The 19,128-nt window shown below is 53.9% G+C and carries 17 protein-coding genes; all 17 read right to left on the bottom strand.

From position 1 onward, the window contains the following. Nucleotides 1-866: alcohol dehydrogenase catalytic domain-containing protein (locus tag BLO80_RS07355; RefSeq protein WP_092340872.1), on the bottom strand; the 866-nt coding region annotated here is incomplete at its 3' end. Between the two features lie 208 nt (nucleotides 867-1,074). Then, nucleotides 1,075-2,259, bottom strand: a complete 1,185-nt coding sequence (locus tag BLO80_RS07350; RefSeq protein ID WP_092327571.1) for an aromatic ring-hydroxylating oxygenase subunit alpha — start codon at nucleotides 2,257-2,259, stop codon at nucleotides 1,075-1,077. Between the two features lie 100 nt (nucleotides 2,260-2,359). Further along, nucleotides 2,360-3,331, bottom strand: a complete 972-nt coding sequence (locus BLO80_RS07345; protein WP_092327570.1) for a LysR family transcriptional regulator — start codon at nucleotides 3,329-3,331, stop codon at nucleotides 2,360-2,362. 243 nt (nucleotides 3,332-3,574) lie between these two features. Next, nucleotides 3,575-4,594 (bottom strand): 4-hydroxy-2-oxovalerate aldolase, encoded by a 1,020-nt coding sequence (gene dmpG / locus BLO80_RS07340; RefSeq protein ID WP_092327568.1) that lies wholly within the window; start codon nucleotides 4,592-4,594, stop codon nucleotides 3,575-3,577. Next, nucleotides 4,584-5,540, bottom strand: a complete 957-nt coding sequence (locus tag BLO80_RS07335) for an acetaldehyde dehydrogenase (acetylating) (protein ID WP_092327567.1) — start codon at nucleotides 5,538-5,540, stop codon at nucleotides 4,584-4,586. Before BLO80_RS07335 ends, dmpG begins: the two co-directional genes overlap by 11 nt. A 120-nt stretch (nucleotides 5,541-5,660) precedes the next feature. Next, a complete protein-coding gene (locus BLO80_RS07330; protein ID WP_092327565.1) occupies nucleotides 5,661-6,602 on the bottom strand; it encodes a 3-carboxyethylcatechol 2,3-dioxygenase in 942 nt (313 codons plus the stop codon). Nucleotides 6,603-6,740: 138 nt separating this feature from the next. After that, on the bottom strand, nucleotides 6,741-7,565 hold the full coding sequence (locus BLO80_RS07325; protein WP_092327563.1) for an IclR family transcriptional regulator domain-containing protein: 825 nt from the start codon (nucleotides 7,563-7,565) through the stop codon (nucleotides 6,741-6,743). Between the two features lie 251 nt (nucleotides 7,566-7,816). Beyond that, a complete protein-coding gene (locus BLO80_RS07320; RefSeq protein WP_218189364.1) occupies nucleotides 7,817-8,797 on the bottom strand; it encodes an NAD(P)H-quinone oxidoreductase in 981 nt (326 codons plus the stop codon). 52 nt (nucleotides 8,798-8,849) lie between these two features. Further along, nucleotides 8,850-9,332 carry a nuclear transport factor 2 family protein gene (locus tag BLO80_RS07315; RefSeq protein ID WP_218189362.1) on the bottom strand — a complete coding sequence of 161 codons (483 nt, stop codon included), beginning with the start codon at nucleotides 9,330-9,332 and terminating at the stop codon, nucleotides 8,850-8,852. A 155-nt stretch (nucleotides 9,333-9,487) separates the two neighbouring features. Next, nucleotides 9,488-11,083 (bottom strand): aldehyde dehydrogenase (NADP(+)), encoded by a 1,596-nt coding sequence (locus tag BLO80_RS07310; RefSeq protein WP_092327560.1) that lies wholly within the window; start codon nucleotides 11,081-11,083, stop codon nucleotides 9,488-9,490. Between the two features lie 179 nt (nucleotides 11,084-11,262). Then, entirely contained in the window at nucleotides 11,263-12,015 is a 753-nt protein-coding gene (locus BLO80_RS07305) for an SDR family oxidoreductase (RefSeq protein ID WP_092327558.1), read from the bottom strand. Then, nucleotides 12,012-13,802 carry an acetolactate synthase catalytic subunit gene (locus tag BLO80_RS07300; RefSeq protein WP_092327557.1) on the bottom strand — a complete coding sequence of 597 codons (1,791 nt, stop codon included), beginning with the start codon at nucleotides 13,800-13,802 and terminating at the stop codon, nucleotides 12,012-12,014. The genes BLO80_RS07305 and BLO80_RS07300 overlap by 4 nt, the downstream gene beginning before the upstream one ends. 89 nt (nucleotides 13,803-13,891) lie before the next feature. Further along, nucleotides 13,892-15,226, bottom strand: a complete 1,335-nt coding sequence (locus tag BLO80_RS07295; RefSeq protein WP_092327555.1) for an MFS transporter — start codon at nucleotides 15,224-15,226, stop codon at nucleotides 13,892-13,894. 79 nt (nucleotides 15,227-15,305) lie between these two features. Beyond that, the gene (locus BLO80_RS07290; protein ID WP_092327554.1) at nucleotides 15,306-16,580 is read right to left on the bottom strand and encodes an OprD family porin; all 1,275 of its coding nucleotides are present in this window, start codon (nucleotides 16,578-16,580) and stop codon (nucleotides 15,306-15,308) included. A gap of 237 nt (nucleotides 16,581-16,817) precedes the next feature. Beyond that, complete coding sequence (gene mhpD, locus BLO80_RS07285; RefSeq protein ID WP_092327552.1) at nucleotides 16,818-17,639, bottom strand: 2-keto-4-pentenoate hydratase; 822 nt, start codon at nucleotides 17,637-17,639, stop codon at nucleotides 16,818-16,820. A 27-nt stretch (nucleotides 17,640-17,666) separates the two neighbouring features. Then, entirely contained in the window at nucleotides 17,667-18,182 is a 516-nt protein-coding gene (locus BLO80_RS07280) for a flavin reductase family protein (RefSeq protein ID WP_092327551.1), read from the bottom strand. Between the two features lie 67 nt (nucleotides 18,183-18,249). Continuing rightward, nucleotides 18,250-19,125 carry an alpha/beta fold hydrolase gene (locus BLO80_RS07275; protein WP_092327549.1) on the bottom strand — a complete coding sequence of 292 codons (876 nt, stop codon included), beginning with the start codon at nucleotides 19,123-19,125 and terminating at the stop codon, nucleotides 18,250-18,252. Between the last annotated feature and the right edge of the window lie 3 nt (nucleotides 19,126-19,128).

Below are 19,128 nucleotides of genomic sequence, written 5' to 3'. Positions count from 1 at the left end.
CCCATCAACGAGTTGAGCACGGTGGCCGGGGCTTCGTGCTTGACGCCGTCATGGCCATGGCCGCGGGCTTCGAAGCCTACTGCATCGACAGCACAGTCGACTTCAGGCTCGCCCAGCAGCGCAGCGATCTGTTCGTGCAACGGTGTATCGGTGGACAGGTCGGCGATTTCGAAACCCTGGGCCTTGGCGTGAGCCAGGCGGATCGGGTTGACGTCGCCGATGATCACCACCGCCGCGCCCAACAGGCGAGCGGAAGCGGCAGCCGCCAGGCCAACCGGACCGGCACCCGCGATGTAGACGGTGCTGCCAGGGCCAACCCCAGCAGTGACGGCGCCGTGGTAGCCGGTCGGCAGGATGTCGGACAGGCAGGTCAGGTCACGGATCTTCTCCATGGCCTTGTCGCGGTCCGGCAGTTTCAGCAGGTTGAAATCGGCGTACGGCACTAGCACGTATTCGGCTTGGCCGCCGGTCCAGTCGCCCATGTCCACATAACCGTAGGCACCGCCGGCACGGGCCGGGTTGACGCTCAGGCAGACGCCCGTGTGTTGCTCCTTGCAGGAACGGCAGCGCCCGCAAGCCACGTTGAACGGCACCGACACCAGGTCACCGATTTTCAGGTTCTCGACGTCGCTGCCCTTTTCGATCACTTCACCGGTGATCTCGTGACCCAGGACCAGACCGGTCTGAGCCGTGGTACGACCGCGGACCATGTGCTGGTCGGAGCCGCAGATGTTGGTAGAGACCACCCGCAGGATGACGCCATGCTCAATCTTGCGACCGCGCGGATCCTGCATTTTGGGATAGTCGATTTTCTGCACCTCGACCTTGCCTGATCCCAAGTAAACAACGCCACGATTTTCATTCATGTTTTAGCTCCATCATAATTAATTGAATGGCGGATAGAATGCGAATACTCAAGAATGAGAACGGCACTTCGGCAGTAGCTATTTTTCAAACAAAAGCATGTTCCAGGTGAGTTTCCTGGTTCTATAGTCTTGAGGTGAGCAGCCGGACGTAATGCAAATACTCAGGGAATGGCTTGAAGTACTTACAACCGATGGACGCAGAGATATATCACCGCACCGTAAGCCTGATCTCGGAGGAAGACTGTTGCATACCTTGTGTTTGCTCGTCCTTAATCAGGCGATCCATCACTCGGCGCCAGCGTACGGCACCGGCGTCGATCGACAGGAGCTTGGGCTGCATGTCGCCACCTGTTCGCCGAACATTCTCATACTGGGCGCGAATCATGGGCTCGTCCTGCCCGGCGAACGCCAGTTGACGAAGCTCGGCAAGACGAGCGCTGACCTGTGCTTCACTCTCTCGAGTCCCCCTGATCGGTGTCAGTCGCACGGCAATGAAGTGGTATAGCGTCGAATTCTCCGTCTCAGGCGTTAGAAAATGACCTGCATAGCTGCCACTGCCTTCGCTTCGCGGGCTCCCGGGGCGGGTCGCTCCCACATCGAGCAGCAGATTGCACGGGGCTTCCCAGCGGATGTTGTGCCAGAGATCGACAGGTTTACCGTCCTGAAGGAAGGTCAGGTCATGGTATTCAGGCGGCGGGACACGCTGCATGAAGCGCTCCACCGTAATAGCATCACCCTCTTGGATGACGTGAGTGTCGGCGGCAATGGTGTGCGCATTGCCCAGAATTCCATCATGCAGGAACGAAACGTGGCTTAGGTCCATCAGATTATCGACGATAAACTCATAAGGAACCGGCATTCGAACATGGTCGACGCGGCTTCGGGTTGAGAGATCCACTGGTTCAAGCATATCGAAGCGAGGCATCTTTTCCAGGTCCGGCGCGCCTTCCCCTGGCCAAACCCAGACCATCCCATAGCGTTCCAGAACTGCGTAGGTCTTGATTTGACAACCGGAAGGAATTTGCCCAGCTCCGTGCGGATTACGTACGCACTGCCCCTTCATATTAAATTCAAGACCGTGATAACCGCATTGCACCCGCAGATCCTCAATGACTTTGCCCAGACTCAATGGCGCTCCTCGATGAGGACAGCGGTCCTGAAGCCCGTGCACTTGGCCGGTCGACTCCCTGATAAACAGTACCGGTTCACCCAAAATCATCTTCGAAACCATCTGGCCGGGTGCAAGGTCGACAGCACCCATTGCGACGTACCATGCGTTCTTGATCCAGTAGCTCATTGCATTCTCCACCATCTTATTTTTTTTTAAGTCAAAAGCCGTGACCGGCTCAGGCAGTGATTTTTCGACGTTGATCTTGGAGATCGTAAACAGCAATGAACCAGCCGAATAATGCTCCGCCGTTATAGGGGTTATTCGTTTTTAGGGTAGCCCTGCCCTCTAGAGCAGAATATGATTTTATAGATTCTTAAGCGGGCTAGGCCGGCCTGGTCCGGACCTTCGCTATGGGCTTTTTCGGAGTGGCTACCGTCTTGCCGACGCACTCGGCGCCGAACCAAGCCGTGCCGGAGAGTGATTCGTTAAGCGTCGCAAACACCAATCTTCGGCCTTCACGTACAGCCGGTGAATGCATACGAGCGTCGTTTTCATAGAGCGCCCAGGTAATATCAAGACCCTTAACCGGTGCCCAACTGATGGACGTGTCCCAACTCAAGGCGCTGAGCACGGCAGCGGGAACTACCGTATTGCCTACGCCTTTGCGAATAAGACTCAAGCAGAGCGGCATCGTGTCGGCTTCGACGACTTGTTTGAAGACCAACTCCAGATGCAACAGCCGCTGCTCAATTTGAGTGCGGATGATGTTAGGGCGGCTGGGCAACACCAGATCCAGACCATTGAGATCCAAAATGGAAACAGGTTGCTGCGCACATAACCCTTGCTCCTTTCGTCCCACCAGCACCAAGGGCTCGCGTACCAACCCAGTCTGCGTAAAGCCGGCAGGAACCGATGCATTGAATGAAGTGATGCACAGATCCAGTGCGCCAGCACACATATATTCCCGCAATACGTTGCTGACTCCTTCATACACCCTCAATTTAACTCCAGGATGTGTGCGCACCAGTTGCTCGACAAAAGGTGTCGTGAAGACGAACTGCCAGGAGGGGGGTATGCCGATCGCCAACTGGCCCGCCGCTGCCTCACCGACTGCCTCTTTCAAGGAGTAGAACTGCCGCATTAAGGGGCGGGCGCGATCCGATAGAAGCCTTCCTGGCTCGGTAAGTTGAACTCCGCCCTGGGTACGGGTGAAGAGTTGCGCCCCCATTTCATGCTCGAGCGAGGCAATGTGCCGTGAAAGCGCGGGCTGTGATAATAATAGATCTGCGGCAGCCTTATTGATGCTACCGAGCTCAGCGACACGCAGGAAATATTCCAGCAAGCGGAAATCCATCGTAGCTCCCCTCTGACTTATTGTTATGGGAAGGACTCAGGCGCTCTGACGGCACCCAAGCCGAGCGCGGCGTTTTCATTCTCTAAGGCATCACTTCTCAGCAATATGAATCATACCGGCGCCGGAGCGCAACTGAGTTACGCCACACGAGTCGCGCGCCGTGCTGAACCACCGCATCATGCACTGTAAGCGTTTTTTTTGGCCATGGTCATTCCAAGTGGACGCGGTGAACTAGCCACCTGATCAGCCTTTAAGAAGATCCAGCGCCACGTCTACGATCATGTCTTCTTGACCACCGACCATCCGACGCTTGCCCAACTCAACGAGGATGTCGAGGGTTTTGAGGCCGTACTTGGCAGCGGCAATTTCGGCGTGACGCAGAAAGCTGGAGTAGACGCCGGCATAACCCAGCGCCAATGTTTCGCGGTCAACACGAACCGGACGGTCCTGTAAAGGACGAACGATGTCATCGGCGGCGTCCATCAGCATGTACAGGTCGGTACCGTGATTCCAGCCCAAGCGTTCAGCAGCGGCAATGAACACTTCCATTGGCGCGTTACCGGCCCCCGCCCCCATGCCGGCGAGGCTGGCGTCGATGCGGTCGCAACCTTCCTCGACGGCGGTTATCGAGTTCGCCACGCCGAGCGACAGGTTGTGGTGGGCGTGCATGCCGGTTTCGGTTCCCGGTTTAAGCACGGCCTTGAAGGCGCGAAAGCGATCGCGGATGTCCTGCATGTTCATCGCGCCACCGGAGTCAGCCATGTATACGCAGGTCGCACCGTAGCTCTCCATCAGCTTGGCTTGCGCCGCCAACTGCTCGGCCGGGATCATGTGGCTCATCATCAGAAAACCGACAGTGTCCATGCCCAGTTCGCGGGCATACTCGATGTGCTGTTTCGAGACATCCGCTTCGGTGCAATGGGTGGCGATGCGCACCACCCGAGCCCCGGCGTTGTAGGCTGCCTTGAGGTCATTTACCGTGCCGATGCCGGGAAGCAGCAATGTGGTGATTTTGGCGTGGCTGATTACGTCCGCCGCCGCTTCGATCCATTCCAGATCGGTGTGCGCTGCAAAGCCATAGTTGAAGCTTGAACCCTGCAGACCATCGCCATGTGCGACTTCGATGGAATCGACTTTGGCCTTGTCCAGGGCGCGGGCAATGTCCTGTACATTCTGGATCGAATACTGGTGGCGAATCGCGTGGCTGCCGTCGCGCAGGGTCACGTCAGAGATGAAGAGTTTTTTGCCGGGGTTAACATTCATGTTGGGGACCTCGGACGTTCAGCATCGACTGCGCCATGCGCTCGGCGGTGGCCAAGGCAGCGGAAGTCATGATGTCTAGATTTCCGGCATAGGCCGGCAGGTAATGGGCGGCGCCTTCGACTTCAAGGAATACCGAAGTCTTGAGGCCGGAGAACTTGCCCAGGCCAGGTATGTTCAGCGGAGCGTCCTCGGGGATGACGTCAAACTGCACTTCCTGCTTCAGGCGATACCCCGGCACATAGGCCTGCACGGACGCCGCCATTTCCACGATGGACGCCTCGATCTCAGCCTGATCGGCAGCCTCGGACAACACAAACACCGTGTCGCGCATCATCAGCGGTGGCTCCGCCGGGTTCATCACAATGATCGCCTTGCCCTTAGCCGCACCGCCGATCACTTCGATGGCCTTGGAGGTGGTTTCAGTGAATTCGTCGATGTTGGCCCGAGTACCGGGACCGGCAGACTTGCTGGCAATCGAGGCGACGATTTCGGCGTAATGCACCTTGACCACCCGCGATACCGCCGCGACTATGGGGATGGTCGCCTGGCCGCCGCAAGTGACCATGTTGACGTTGAATTGATCCAGATTCTTCTCCAAATTCACCACCGGCACACAGTAAGGGCCGATGGCCGCCGGGGTCAGGTCGACCAAACGAATGCCCGACTTGATCGCACGTAGGAACGCATCGTTCTTCACGTGGGCTCCGGCCGAGGTGGCATCGAAGACTAAGTCGATGTCCTTGAACACGTCCATACGGGACAGGCCTTCAACGCCCTCATGGGTCACGGCCACGCCCATGCGCTGAGCGCGGGCCAAGCCGTCGGAAGCCGGGTCGACGCCGACCATAACCGCCATTTCTAGATGTTTGGCGTTGCGTAGAATCTTGATCATCAGATCGGAGCCGATATTGCCGGATCCAACGACGGCGACTTTGAGTTTGTTCATTGTTGATGCCTCATCTGTACGCAAATCACCGAACATTCGGCACTGAACTCCACCGCTGCCTTACCGACACCAGCGATGACCAAGACACTGAGCACCGCCCGATAAACACTCCAAGCTTATTCATGCCTGTCGGGCTGAAAAATGGGCCATCCCCGCGATCCATCCGGGAATATCAAGGTAATCTTCCTGAACAACCTCAAAGGGTCCGGCGACGGCCAATGCAGCAGTCGCCGCGACCCAGCATAAAACTTCGTTTGCGCCAGCACCCGCAACTGCGTCCACGTTTTGCGCCGTAAACGCATCGATGGCATCCCAGTCCGCGGAGCCTAGCTTTTTGAGGAAGTCGCGATCCCATTCTGGGTTCAGTGGCCGCGACGGCCCTCCCCCTGTCATCGCGAGGCCCGCAGATTCACGGACCAGCGCCTCACGCATTGCTTGCTGTTCAGGACCGAACTGCACACGACCGATCAGACGATCGCGCACCTCCGCAGTGGCGGTTTGGATCATTGGAACTACTGGGTCATGGCTGAGACCACCTGACGCAGCAAAAAGAATGCGCTTTCCCGACTGTAATGCGAAACGACCTACCGCTTCCCCCAACAGACGCGCACGGCGATATTTCGGTATCGGATGGGCAATGGCATTGATGAAAATGGGAATGATCGGAAACGAGTCAAATCGGCCAGCCATCGCCTCCCACATCTGAACGAAACCGTGGTCGACGGACATGTCAAATGAGACCGACACGTCCACATCTGCATCACGGACGGCATCGAGCAGCTCAAGGGCAAAAGGCTCGTCGACATTCAACGTACCTTTTGACGTATTCCAATCACCATATGACGTAGCAGCGGTTCCGATACAAAAGCTCGGCATATTGTCGTAATGGAATCCGTGAAAATGATCCGGCGAAAACTGGATGATTTGCTCTGGTGCAAAATCGGTCACAAACTGCGCGAGCCGGTCGAATGACCGACGTACATCTCGACAGATAGCAGAGCTGGCATAATCCTCCTCAAACAGCATGGGAGTATGAGAGGCGCAGACAAGTGCTACAGGCATGGGTTGAGCTCCTTGAATTAAGTGTAACTCCACTCACAATCTCTACTAACATCAAGATTGTGAGTGCAAAGTGACTGGTTGTACGACAGCAGCCCCAAGAAATTTTACAGTCGGCAAAAAACCAATCACATTAACGACTCAGCCTATTAATGTGAATGCACTCTCTACCTGAGACACGCATTTGCGCAGCGATTCAATATAACGTCCGATTTTTTCAATATTAAAAGACGAGCGAAAGAAGATAACGTTGATCGCACCGACAACTCGCCCCTTAACTATCACAGGTAACGCAATCGCACTGATGTTGTCCGCTATCGCTCCTTCGGATACAGCAAACCCACGGCGACGGGTACTCTCAACAATTGCATCCACCTGAGCGCGGACTCCGATCTCGTTCGCATCAGCGCCTCCAGCAAGCAAAATTGTCTCGATTGCTTCGGCCCGTTCCTCATCTGACATAGCAGAAAGCATCGCTCGACCCAAGGCAGAGCGCAATATTGGCCTGCTATGCCCAACTACAGAGCGGTAGCAACTCATTGTCGTGAGGGTATGGCTTGAGTCCACGATCACGAGGCGTCCAGCCATAAGCACTGCGAAGTCGCTTGGCCATCTAATGTCCTCAACAAGCTCACGCAGTGGAGCAGCCACTGCCAGGACGCGACTATCCTGCTCTCGAATGCCCATGCTCAGTTGACGAAACTTCGACGCCAGAAAGTACTTTGAATCCTGAGGCCGATGTACGACAAATCCAGTTCGAACCAATGTCGACAACAATCGGTAGATCGTGGCGCGATCAACCCCTGTGTATTTCGCAAGCTCGGTCGGACCGAGCCAACCGTACTCGCCTAACGCATCAATCAGTGCTAGCCCACGCTCCAGCGCCCGAACTTCCGGGTAAGGACTAGTGTCGCTCACCACCCGATCCGCGATGGTTGCATGCTGCATGTGAATATTCGCGCTCATTTTGTCACCTATATATGGCAGTGAATACCAGTAGCCATTCTTCGAGTCTTCCCAGCCGATCAGTTCCTTACAAACTTATCCTCGCTAGTGCATGCGGGGTCAGCACTGCAACGCCCTGATATTCATCCAACGAATAGGCAAAAGAGATGGCGACTGCAAGACGAAACTATACGCGGCGGCACCTTTGGAACGGCCTATTATTGCCAAAATTCAAAATTGTCTGCCCGTCAAATCCAAACTATAAGAACTCGTTATTCACAGGTAAGAACAATTTTTCCGATATGAGTCGACGCCTCCATGAGACGGTGTGCTTGCGATGCTTCGGCCAAGGGAAATGTTGCATGTACGAGGGGACGTATGCGCCCTGAAGCGAGTAATGGCCAGACGTTCGCCAGCAACGCAGTAGCTATCGCACCCTTTTGTGCAACGCTCCGAGCTCGCAGTGTTGAACCCATGACGGTAAGGCGCTTACGCAAAATAAGCCCTACGTCTATATTCACCTTGGGGCCACCCAGCACGCCAATGACAGCGAGTCGCCCGTCCAATGCGGCCGCTTCCAGATTTCGTTGGAAATAGTCGCCAGCAATAATGTCTAGAATAACGTCGACGCCACGATTGGACGTCTCGTTCTTGATAACTGAAACGAAGTCCTCTGCCCGGTAATCAATACCTCGTGTCGCGCCGAGCGCGAGGCAAGCCGCGACTTTTTCGGGCGAGCCGGCGGTGGCGAATACTTGAGCACCAAACGCTGCGGCCAGTTGAATGGCCGTCGTACCGATGCCGCTACTGCCACCATGAATAAGCACGCTTTCGCCAAACTTGAGCCCCGCACGCTCGAAAAGATTATTCCATACCGTAAAAAAATTTTCTGGCAGGGCTGCAGCTTCTACCATTGAAAACCCTTCCGGGACTGGCAGACAAAGCGGTGCCGCCGCAATCGCATAACTAGCGTAGCCACCGCCAGCGAGCAATGCAGTCACTCGGTCGCCCACCGCAAGATCCGAAACCTCTGGGCCCAACGCTACAATTTCACCTGCTACTTCAAGCCCTGGTAGATCTGAGGCTCCTGCTGGGGCCGGATACCGACCCAGCCGCTGCATGACATCAGGGCGATTGACGCCCGCAGCTGCAACCTTGATAAGTACATTATCGCCGTCTGGAACCGGAACAGATCTCTTGGCAAGACAAAGTTGCTCTGGTCCGCCCGGGGCCTTGATCTCGACGACGGACATCTCTTTTGGAATGATAAACATTAGAACTCCTGCGCACTGTCAAGCACGGTCATCATCGAACACCAAAGGGTATTTCCAGAGGGTACCCTCGCCCACTGTAGTCAAATCCGCCCAACTCCTGACGTGGAAGTTCCGGAGTTTGAGGGGACGCATAATAGGCACGAATTTCGGTAATGAGTTGAGTCTGCTTATCAAACTCATATACCTCTATCCCTCGCAGGATTGTTCCCTGATTTGTTTTAAAATGCGTCCACTCCATGACGGCTTTCCAAGTCAACGGTTCAATAAGCAGCGTATCCACTGTCCAATAGGAACCAATTTCCTCTACCATCTTCTTCCAGCGAGCTGCGATTGCTTGCGCCCCCCGGAAAGGTCCCTGATACATTCCAGGAGGAAAATAGTGAACCGCGTCGGGAGCGAAACAAGCCGTCATTTTATCGACGTCCGCCTCGTTGCATCCGTCGAAATAACGGCGAATGAGTTCATCCATATACTTTGCACGTGCTTCAAGCTCTGAGTCTGAATAGTTTTGCATTTAGCGCTCCAAAAAGTTTAGGCAAAACAAGGTTCACATTAAATAAAACTATAACTGAACCAATAAACACATCAGGTTGTTAGAGGGTCATATATAAATATCATAGAAAAAAAACGTGGCAACTCCAATCTACGATGTGTTCGTCTGGTGAACAGTCATGAGACTATCAGCGATCGAGTTTCCTGAATGGACACACCACTAATCCGTCTGGAAATACCAAGCGGATTGGCATCTTTCAAAGCATCCGGCAACAGCTTATCGGGATAGTTCTGGTAGCACACGGGACGAAGAAAACGCTCGATGGCTGCCGTACCCACGGATGTACTCCGGGCATCCGAGGTCGCCGGGTAAGGTCCGCCATGAACCATCGCGTCACACACCTCGACGCCTGTGGGATAGTCATTAAACAATAGCCGCCCGGCCTTTTGCTCGAGCAGAGAAACGAGCCCGTCAATATCGTTTAGATCCTCAGGTTCAGCGATCAACGTGGCAGTAAGTTGCCCTTGCAGGCTGTGCAGGGCCGTAACCAGTTGCTCGTGATCTTCGGCTTCGACCACAACTATAGCGGGGCCAAATACTTCATCCTGCAATAGCTCGTTGCCGTTGAGTAGCAAACCAATATCGGCTTTAAGCAATTGCGGTTGAGCTTGATTGCCTTCATGCCTGCCCGCAGCAAGTTGCTCGATCCGCGGATGAGAAAGCAGTCGCGAGACACCGCTCGTATAGCTTGCCAGGGTGCTTTTACTGAGCATCGTCTGACCTGGCAGGCTTGCCATCAGTGTTCTCAACTGTCGGAGAAAGCTGTCGAACTCCTGCGACGATACACCGATAACCAGCCCGGGCTTGGTACAGAACTGACCACATCCCATCGCCACTGAGGCACACAACTCAGCAGCAATCGTGTCACCTCTCACTTTCAGAGCTTCAGGAAGAACCAGAACAGGATTGATACTCGACATCTCCGCAAACACCGGGATCGGCTGCTTCCGTGCAGCCGCCATATCGCACAGCGCCCGCCCGCCTTTGAGCGATCCAGTAAAGCCTACCGCCTGAATTGCCGGATGTTTGACAAGCAATTCTCCGACACCACTGCCAAAGATCATATTGAACACACCTGTTGGCATGTGAGTGCGTTCGGCTGCGCGAATGATCGCACCCGCAACCTGATCAGCCGTTGCCATGTGTCCGCTGTGGGCTTTGACGACTACAGGGCATCCTGCCGCCAATGCTGCCGCTGTATCTCCGCCTGCCGTTGAAAAGGCTAAGGGGAAATTACTGGCTCCAAATACCGCAACTGGTCCTAGCCCCATCCGACATTGACGCAGATCTGGTCGAGGCTGCGGTTGGCGGTCGGGCAAGGCGCGATCGAGTCGGGCATCGTAGAAATCACCACGCCGCAACAGATTGGCAAACAGCCGCATTTGCCCGCTGGTACGTCTACGCTCTCCCTGAATGCGAGCGGCAGGTAATGCCGTTTCACGGCAGACTAGGGAGATGAATGTATCGTCAAGGGTATCGAGTTCTTCGGCAATAGCATCCAGAAATTGCGCACGCCTAACGGCAGAGAGATTACGATAAACCGGATAAGCATTTTCTGCTGACCTCGCCGCTTCATCGACTTCCTCTGGAGTTGCCTGGCTAAACATAAAAGGCAATACCTCACCCGTTGTGGCATCCAGACTTTGCAGCTTGATTACTCCAACACCGCTTCTGCTGGCTCCAATATAATTATGGCCAAGAATCGTGAGCATGAAACCTCCACTAATTTAAATACGATGCACAATGAACATAAAGATCAGCAGCGACCAAGAAACCCTGGAGTCAAATCTTGTTCTTCTACCATTGGTCTGGCAGCCCCTCTTCGGCCACGTAATAATTCAGATTTTTCAAGTTCAGCAAATCGGTTAACACCTGACACTCTGCTGTAAACTCACAATTGAGCAGCTCCGTAAGCACCATTCCAAACCGGGGAAATAAGCAATTCGTTAACGCAGACGTGGCTAGGCATATTCACTACGAACCGTACGGCAGCAGCGATATCCTGAGGGCGAAGCATTTTCTTCAGCGCCGCCGCTGACGGCGCAACCTTACGCCGCATCATCGCAGGCGTCGCGACCTCAGCCGGGCATATGGCGCAGGCACGAATCCCATTGTGGAATTCAGAGGCATTGAGGCTGGTTGTCAGCGCAACCACAGCAGCTTTCGCAGCCGAGTAGGCCGGCCCTGGCTTGGCAGAAACGTAGCGCCCAGCCCACGAACTGATATTCACTACAAGCCCATCCTGCTGGGCACGCATCGTAGGTAATACCGCGCTAATGGTGTAATACACCCCGTTCAAGTTGATCTGAGTAACCCGATCAAAATCAGCGACCGACAACTCCTCCCACCCCCGTGCCCCGACATTCATACCGGCATTGGCTACCAGTACGTTGATCTTTCCGTACTGTTCTTCAATATGGGAAACGGCATTTTCAACTTGTTGTGAGGAAGTGACATCGACAGCAACGGCAACTGCGCTGGGTCCCACTTTATGGAGATATTCGAGCGCATCGGCTAGTCCCTGCTCTCCTCGCGCGGAGACGATAACGAAGTGCCCATCACGCACCAATGCCTCGGCCACTGCCAGTCCAATGCCACTGGAAGCTCCGGTGACCCAGCAAACTTTGCGGTGTTGAGCGGTCATGAGAGCCCGACCTCGGCGAATGAGTCGCCAGCGGGATTAATATCTGTGCCAAACAGCGATAGAGGTGGAAAAGCGTTTGGATCGACCAGCACGTCAAGTACTGCGGGGGCATTCGCCGCCAGTGCTCGCCGCAATGCCTCCGCTATCTGCCCAGGTTCTTCCACACGCAATCCCCAGCATCCGACGGCTCGAGCGATAGCAGCGTGGTCTACGGAAACGAAACGGCACGCATTGCTATGGACACCGTAATGCACATGCTCTGCATGCATCTGATAGCCCAGAATGCCATTGTTCAGCACGATCAAGACCACAGGAAGGTTCATGCGTCGAGCCGTCTCAAGCTCCGACCAGCAGTGGCCGAACCCGCCATCGCCTTCTATCGCGAAGACCCTCGCCGTGGGTGAGGCAACCCTCGCCCCAAGCGCCATGGGATAGCCCCAGCCGAGTCCCGCCAATCCTCGAGGTGCGAGGAACCTGGATCCGGCTTTGCGGGCGGTCAGAAAACTGGTTACCCAGTTAGTGGAATAACTCGCATCAGCGACAACGACATCTTCAGGACGAAGTATTTTGTCCAGTTCGGCCATCAATGCTTCTGGACGCACAGCGTTATGGCTGCCGATGCCAATCTGATTACGTGTCTTGTTGATTTTGAAGCGTGCATCTTTGATCAGCGTGGTGATCTCACTGCGACGCTCGATTGAAGCACGGAAGCCATGAAGCTGGAGTTCAGTGATAAGCGCTTGCAGCGTGAGCCTGGCATCGCCCAACAATCGTATGGCCTCGTAATTACGGCCAATTTCCATTGGGTCGATATCGACGTGAATGATGTTCGCGCTCGTAGGTACCACCTTCCATGAGTCGGTGCCGTTTTGGTTTGTTCGAGTACCTACCAGCAGAACAAGATCGGCCTCACTTAAAAAATGCCCCAAATGCTCACCTGGTGTCCCTGGCCCCATGCAATTGCCAAAGACACCTAGGGAAAACGGTCCGGTTTCATCAATAGCTCCTTTGCCCATATTAGTCGTGGCTACTGGGATGGCCATCAATTCGCTCAACTCCGACACCACAGCACAAGCTTGGGATAGGTGAACCCCTCCGCCAGCCACGATAACTGGCCGTTTAGCTTTAAACAGGAGTTTGGCGACCGCCTGAATCGACTCACTTGAAGGCGCATAGCGATCCAGTGGAAAACGGCCGAGATTTGCATTGCGATCCGGCGCTGACGCCGCCGGTTCGAGAAGCAGATCCATTGGCAGGATCAACACAGCCGGACCGGGACGACCGCTAGTAGCAGCGGTAAACGCTTGATCAATGTAATCATCCAGTCTACTAACCTCAGTTACTCGGCGGACCCATTTCGCACAGGGCTGAAATAGTGACAGGTGATCGAACTCCTGGAATGCATTGCGATCCGTCATTGCCATCGGAACGTCCTGAACGATCACCAGCAGTGGCACCGAAGCCTTTAGCGCCTCTGCCAGTGGCGCGACAAGCAATGTCGCCGCTGGACCATTCTGCGCGGCCACCACCCCGACCTTGCCAGAAATTCGCGCATAGGCATCAGCCATGGCTCCACCGGCGTTCTCGGTTCGGTAACCTACCTGCTTAATTCCGTACTTGTGCGCAAGCACAAAAAAAGCGGCCGGTATGCTCTGTCCGAAGACGTGGGTGACGTCGTGCCGGCGCAATGCGGCGGCCAGCACACCTGCTGCTGTAGAAGCATTTTCTGCCATTGAGGCTGTGTCCACTTGAACGGTAACATTCTCAATGACTTCAACCTTATTCATCGCAACCTCCAGATTTTGCTGATCGCTTCGTGGTGAGACATTGTGGTCACGCAACGACTCGAAACCAGCCAGTCCCGCCCAACCTGTCATCAAACAGGTTCGACAAGCTGCGCCCCACGCTCAACTCGCATGGCTTTAGCCGGAACTGCAAAAGCGATGCAGAGCACTCCTACCGCACCGAGAGCGGCGATCCCCAGCACGCCAATCGTCAAGCTACCCGCAGTTGTTTTGATGTACCCCAAGAGCGGCTGGCTGGTGAAACCGCCGATGTTGGCCAGGGTGCTGATGAACGCAATGCCCACCGGAGCAGCCTTTTTGCTGAGATAGCCGGGAGGGATTGCCAGAATGAGAGGCGCACTGGCGCCAGTGCCAAAACTTGCGGCCCCAAACCACATCAGCCGCCATGACAAGGAGTGGGTCATAGTGCTTGCCAACAGACCAACCGTGATCAAACAGAAGCATAGGGTTAAGTGCCAACGTCTTTCCTGGAGCACATCTGAACTCCAACTCATGGCAATCGCACCGATGAAACAGAACATAAGCGCAAGACCGCTTAGCAATCCAACATCCACCATTGATGCCACGCCCGATTCCTGGACAATTGTGGGCAACCAGATAAAGAGCAGGTAATTGCTGCAGCCCGCGGTGAAAAACAGATACCCGATCAAGTAATTGACGGGATTAGACAGAACCTGCTTCAACGCGCCCGTTGAGTGGTCTTGAACTGCCTCGCGAGCCAGGTCTGACTTGACGATCGCTTTTTCTTCGGCAGTCAACCATCGTGCATCGTCCGGGCGGTCTCGCAGCAAGAAAAAGCACAACACCCCCAACCCGCATGCGGGGAGCCCCTCGACGACAAACACCCACTGCCAGCCCGCGAACCCAAGAACCCCATCCATCCCTGTCAAAATCCAACCGGTCAAAGGTGAGGCTACGGAACCAGCCACACCATTTGCTACAAAGACGACCGCGGTAACCCGAGCGCGCATGCTAGAAGGGAACCAAAACGTCAGGTATAGAATGATACCGGGCAAAAAACCGGCCTCGAACGCACCCAGTAGCAGGCGTAAAGTAATCAGCTGGTTGACATTGGTGACGAACGCAGTTGCCGCTGCGGCGAGCCCCCATAACATCATGATCCGAAAAAAAGTTCGACGAGCCCCCCACTTCGCCATTAGTAAATTGCTTGGAACTTCACAAAGGGAATAAGTCAGGAAAAATGCGCCGGCGGCGACGCCGAACCAGGTTGCGTCAATGCCAAGCGCTTCGCTCATTTGCAGTTTGGTAAAGCCGATATTGATACGGTCAATAAACGCAACGCTGTAACAAATAAACAGCAGGGGGATGATGCGCCACCAGATTTTCTGGTAAACCTGTTTCCGTTTCAGAGTCGCCTGTGCGTTTGAATCGAATGAATTTTCCATAGTGTTCTCCCGTGCGAACCGATTCTTGTTATGTGCTTTCAGAGAAGCTGTACGGCGATGTGCGAATCAAACGCAGGCGTTACCATAGCTTCACCGTGTATTCGATTTGCACCCGGGTTTCATTGGCGTCGCGCAGGCTAGCGGCACTAGAAAAATCGTTGTGGTAGCGAGAGTTTCGTAGTCGTATCCCCACTCCCTTGAACGGAGCTTGAAGCGCATAGGAGAGCTCCGTGTAAAACTCTTCTTCAGTCAATCCACTCCCGCCCAGAGTCGGCAATTCAATGTTATCGCCCTTGACATAGCGCACGGTCCCTTTCAGACCCGGTATGCCCATGCCGACGAAGTCGTAGCTATAAAGAAGGTGCCAGGATCGCTCCTTGGGATTCAAAAATTCTGATCCCAATAGGCCTTCGGTTATGACGATCGGGTCAGTACCAGCCAAATACGGCATTGCCGTTTTCCCATCAAGGCGCATATAGCCTGCACCGAATGACTGAGCACCTTGGGTATAGGTGAACATGACAGCGCTATTTCGATTGTCCACCGGTCCTGCTTTAGCAATACCGTCCTCGCCGGTACGGAAAAATCGGAAATCCGTTTTCAAACTTCCGGCGCCCACGAACAATACATGATCGAGACCTACATAGTCCTTCTCATATATATCGTCCAAGCGTGCGTGAAAATACTTTAACTTCAGCGCAGGAGTCCATTGATAGTCGCCGCCCGCAAACACAAATTTTTTCGATTCCGCCCTGGAGTTAAAGCGTTGATTAAGCGAGGACACATGCATAGGTTGATAATCTGTTGAGTCGCGCAAATTAATTCGATCGAGATAGCCTACGTGCAAGTTGAGCCTATCTATTTCACTAGAACGAAGATAAATCCCACGAAACGTTTGGGGCAGCAAGCGATTGGGGCTAGCAAATGCAATCGGCAAAAACGTTGAAACATTACCAAACTGAAGTTCGCTTTTGGATATCTTTGCCTTGGCGGTCAAACCCAATTCGGAATAATCGTCTGCGGCGCGGTGAGACTGAGCGCTATAGGGAAGCAAACCAGTGCCAGCGCGATCTGGTGAGGAGTCAAGCTTGACGCCTAGCATTCCTAGAGCATCCAACCCAAAACCTACAGGGCCAGGTGTAAAGCCAGAGCTTGCTTTCAGAACAAACCCCTGCGCCCACTCACGCGCCGCGTTCTGAGGAGTAGTGCCTTTATAATCTCGATCAAGATAATAGTTTCTGAAGGTCAATGTAGCGTTACTGTCCTCCACAAATCCTTGGGCGCATAAGCAACTTGGCATACCTAATAAAAACAGCAGCCGTAGAGACGAAGCATTGCGATTATGAAACGTCATAATGAATCCTTTTTTTATAATTGTTGGATATTTTTCGACGCGCCCGCAGCTTAACTTAACAAATAGACGAGATCCATTTGACAAGCACAGACTTCGGCATTGCAATTTCAACCTATTTAACTTACTGAACCCCTTCCAATTTTATATCTATGAAATAGAACATAATTTCATTTACTTGCTACATCTGTACGACAACTCTTTGTCAACTGAACCAATGATGGCTGCCTGGGTTATTACTTATTGCAGAGTTTTTATTGCAAACACGGCGTTAACGGTACCAAAGCCTTCCAACTCGGCATCGAACACGTCACCGGGATTGACTTCCACCATTGGACCCAGGGCACCGGTCAGGACCACATCACCCGCTTTCAGTGGACGACCACGACGGGCCACTTCACCCGCCAGCCACACGGCGGCGTTCAAAGGATGGCCCAGGCAAGCGGCACCTGTGCCGCTTGATACCACTTCACCGTTACGCCGCAACGTCATGTTGAAATTGCGCAGTTCAAGGCCACTCAGTCGCCTAAAGGGACCGCCCAGTACGAAAAGGCCTGAAGAAGCGTTATCCGCAATGGTATCGACGATCTTGATGTCCCACTTGGAGATCCGGCTACCAACAATTTCTAGCGCAGGCACCACGTATTCGGTAGCTGCCACGATGTCGGAAATTGTCGGATTCACAACATCCAGATTACGACCGAGGATCAAGGCAACTTCGACTTCAATTTTTGGTTGCAACACTCGCCCAACGGCGATTGGTTCGCCCTCCCCTACGGCCATGTCCGCAAATAGCATGCCGAAGTCGGGCTGATCCACACCCAACTGTTTCTGTACGGCTGGCGACGTAAGCCCGATCTTGCAACCCACAAGTCGGCGTCCGTTATTGATCCAATAGGCCGTGTTGGACTCCTGAACAGCGTAAGCCTCATCAAGTCCGTCTGAACCCATTCGATCACGTAGATTTGCGATAGGCTCTTTAGTGTCATAAGCCCGTCGTAGTTCCGCAGCAAGAACTGCAATCTGTTCTGGCCGCAGAGCTGGATCCTTAGCTTCATTCATTCTAAGTACCTCTATAAGATAATGAGGCTAGGCAACCATGTCAGGTTCGACCGGTACATACCCTCCGCGCCAATGCAGCAATGGAGTTTTGTCAAAAACCTTGCTGCGCAGCACGCGCCCAATAAAGATCGTATGGTCCCCGCCTATCAGCCGTTCTTCCAGTTTGCATTCTAACCAGGCAAGACTGCCTTCAATCAGCGGTAGCCCATGGAGCCCCTGAGCTATTGCCACGGTTGAAAAGCGATTGATGGGTTTGCAGAAGTTTCTGGAAACCTCTTCCTGATCGGCGGCAAGGATATTCACCGCAAAGTGCGCAGCCTGATTGAATATTGGAAAGGAAAAGGATTTGGTTGAAATACTCCACTGAATCAAGGGCGGGTCTAAGGAGAGGGAGCAAAAGGAACTAGCGGTCATGCCGTAGGGTTTACCTTCCGCATCTAAGGTAGAAACAACCGTGATGCCAGTGGCAAACTGGCCGACGGCACCGCGAAACTCCACGGATGTTAATGGTTCTGTAGGGGCTGAAACGGTGAGCTTAGTCATTATCGTAACTCCGATTGAATACAGAACTGCGATATGAGCCGACCATCGAACCGGCTCATGCTGCGATTTAGCTGAGAAGAAATTCGATGTGCAGCCGGTTGAACTCATCGGCATCTTCGAACTGCGGCCAGTGGCCGCATTGGTTCATTACTACATACTGGCAATTAGGGATCATCTCGGAGATCTCCTTGCCCTCGGCTGGAGTAGCGGTCGGATCATGGGAAGTCCAAACAACCAAGGTAGGTGCCTTGATTGAGCGGTATTGCTCTTCGGTGATCATGTTGGGACGGCGAATATCCATCTCTTGGAGGCACATGATGCGGCGCATTGTGTCGTCGAAATGCGGCTGCGAATAAATCACTCTGCGCGTTTCGATCAGATCATCACTGACCATGCTTTTGTCACACATCAAGAACTCCAGTCGCGTCTTGATACGTTCCCAACTTGGGTTCTCAGCGGCTAGATTGGACAACTGTTTGATACGGGCCATCACCTCGGGATGGGCGGTCCAGCCGCCGGCAGTGTTCAGTACCAGGTGATCCACCACTTCGGGATGATGCACGGCGATATAGGTTGCTACCCAACCTCCGAGTGATTCACCACTGATGTGCGCCTTGTCTCGGCCAAGAGCCTTGAGTACAGCCAAGACGTGAGCGGCATAGTCTTTGATTTGGTAATCGATAGCTGGCTGGTCAGTCCAACCATGGCCGAGCATATCTATTGCAACCATCCAAAAATGCTCACCGTGTGCACCGAAATTTCGCGAGTAGGCCTCGGTATGGCCACCTACGCCATGCAAGCACAAGAGCAGCGGTTTATCGGGTGATCCTGAACTCATGTAACGGGTGCGAATACCGCCTGCGTCCAAAAAACCCTGCGAGAAGGTAACGCCGCGTAGATCAGCCCAGACGCTTGAAAAATTGACAGGTCGAATATCAGTCATCGT

It is taken from the genome of Pseudomonas sp. NFACC56-3 (assembly GCF_900100025.1).
Classification (GTDB): domain Bacteria; phylum Pseudomonadota; class Gammaproteobacteria; order Pseudomonadales; family Pseudomonadaceae; genus Aquipseudomonas; species Aquipseudomonas fluorescens_AA.
The sequence above is the reverse complement of the archived record's forward strand: the minus strand, read 5'-3'. Positions and strand labels throughout refer to the sequence as shown.

Coding starts and splice junctions, on each gene's coding strand:
- BLO80_RS07290 (WP_092327554.1), bottom strand. CDS start 16,580: ATGACGTTTCATAATCGCAATGCTTCGTCTCTACGGCTGCTGTTTTTA.
- BLO80_RS07315 (WP_218189362.1), bottom strand. CDS start 9,332: ATGCAAAACTATTCAGACTCAGAGCTTGAAGCACGTGCAAAGTATATG.
- BLO80_RS07295 (WP_092327555.1), bottom strand. CDS start 15,226: ATGGAAAATTCATTCGATTCAAACGCACAGGCGACTCTGAAACGGAAA.
- mhpD (WP_092327552.1), bottom strand. CDS start 17,639: ATGAATGAAGCTAAGGATCCAGCTCTGCGGCCAGAACAGATTGCAGTT.
- BLO80_RS07320 (WP_218189364.1), bottom strand. CDS start 8,797: ATGTCCGTCGTCGAGATCAAGGCCCCGGGCGGACCAGAGCAACTTTGT.
- BLO80_RS07335 (WP_092327567.1), bottom strand. CDS start 5,540: ATGAACAAACTCAAAGTCGCCGTCGTTGGATCCGGCAATATCGGCTCC.
- dmpG (WP_092327568.1), bottom strand. CDS start 4,594: ATGAATGTTAACCCCGGCAAAAAACTCTTCATCTCTGACGTGACCCTG.
- BLO80_RS07345 (WP_092327570.1), bottom strand. CDS start 3,331: ATGGATTTCCGCTTGCTGGAATATTTCCTGCGTGTCGCTGAGCTCGGT.
- BLO80_RS07280 (WP_092327551.1), bottom strand. CDS start 18,182: ATGACTAAGCTCACCGTTTCAGCCCCTACAGAACCATTAACATCCGTG.
- BLO80_RS07325 (WP_092327563.1), bottom strand. CDS start 7,565: ATGAGCGCGAATATTCACATGCAGCATGCAACCATCGCGGATCGGGTG.
- BLO80_RS07310 (WP_092327560.1), bottom strand. CDS start 11,083: ATGCTCACGATTCTTGGCCATAATTATATTGGAGCCAGCAGAAGCGGT.
- BLO80_RS07330 (WP_092327565.1), bottom strand. CDS start 6,602: ATGCCTGTAGCACTTGTCTGCGCCTCTCATACTCCCATGCTGTTTGAG.
- BLO80_RS07300 (WP_092327557.1), bottom strand. CDS start 13,802: ATGAATAAGGTTGAAGTCATTGAGAATGTTACCGTTCAAGTGGACACA.
- BLO80_RS07275 (WP_092327549.1), bottom strand. CDS start 19,125: ATGACTGATATTCGACCTGTCAATTTTTCAAGCGTCTGGGCTGATCTA.
- BLO80_RS07305 (WP_092327558.1), bottom strand. CDS start 12,015: ATGACCGCTCAACACCGCAAAGTTTGCTGGGTCACCGGAGCTTCCAGT.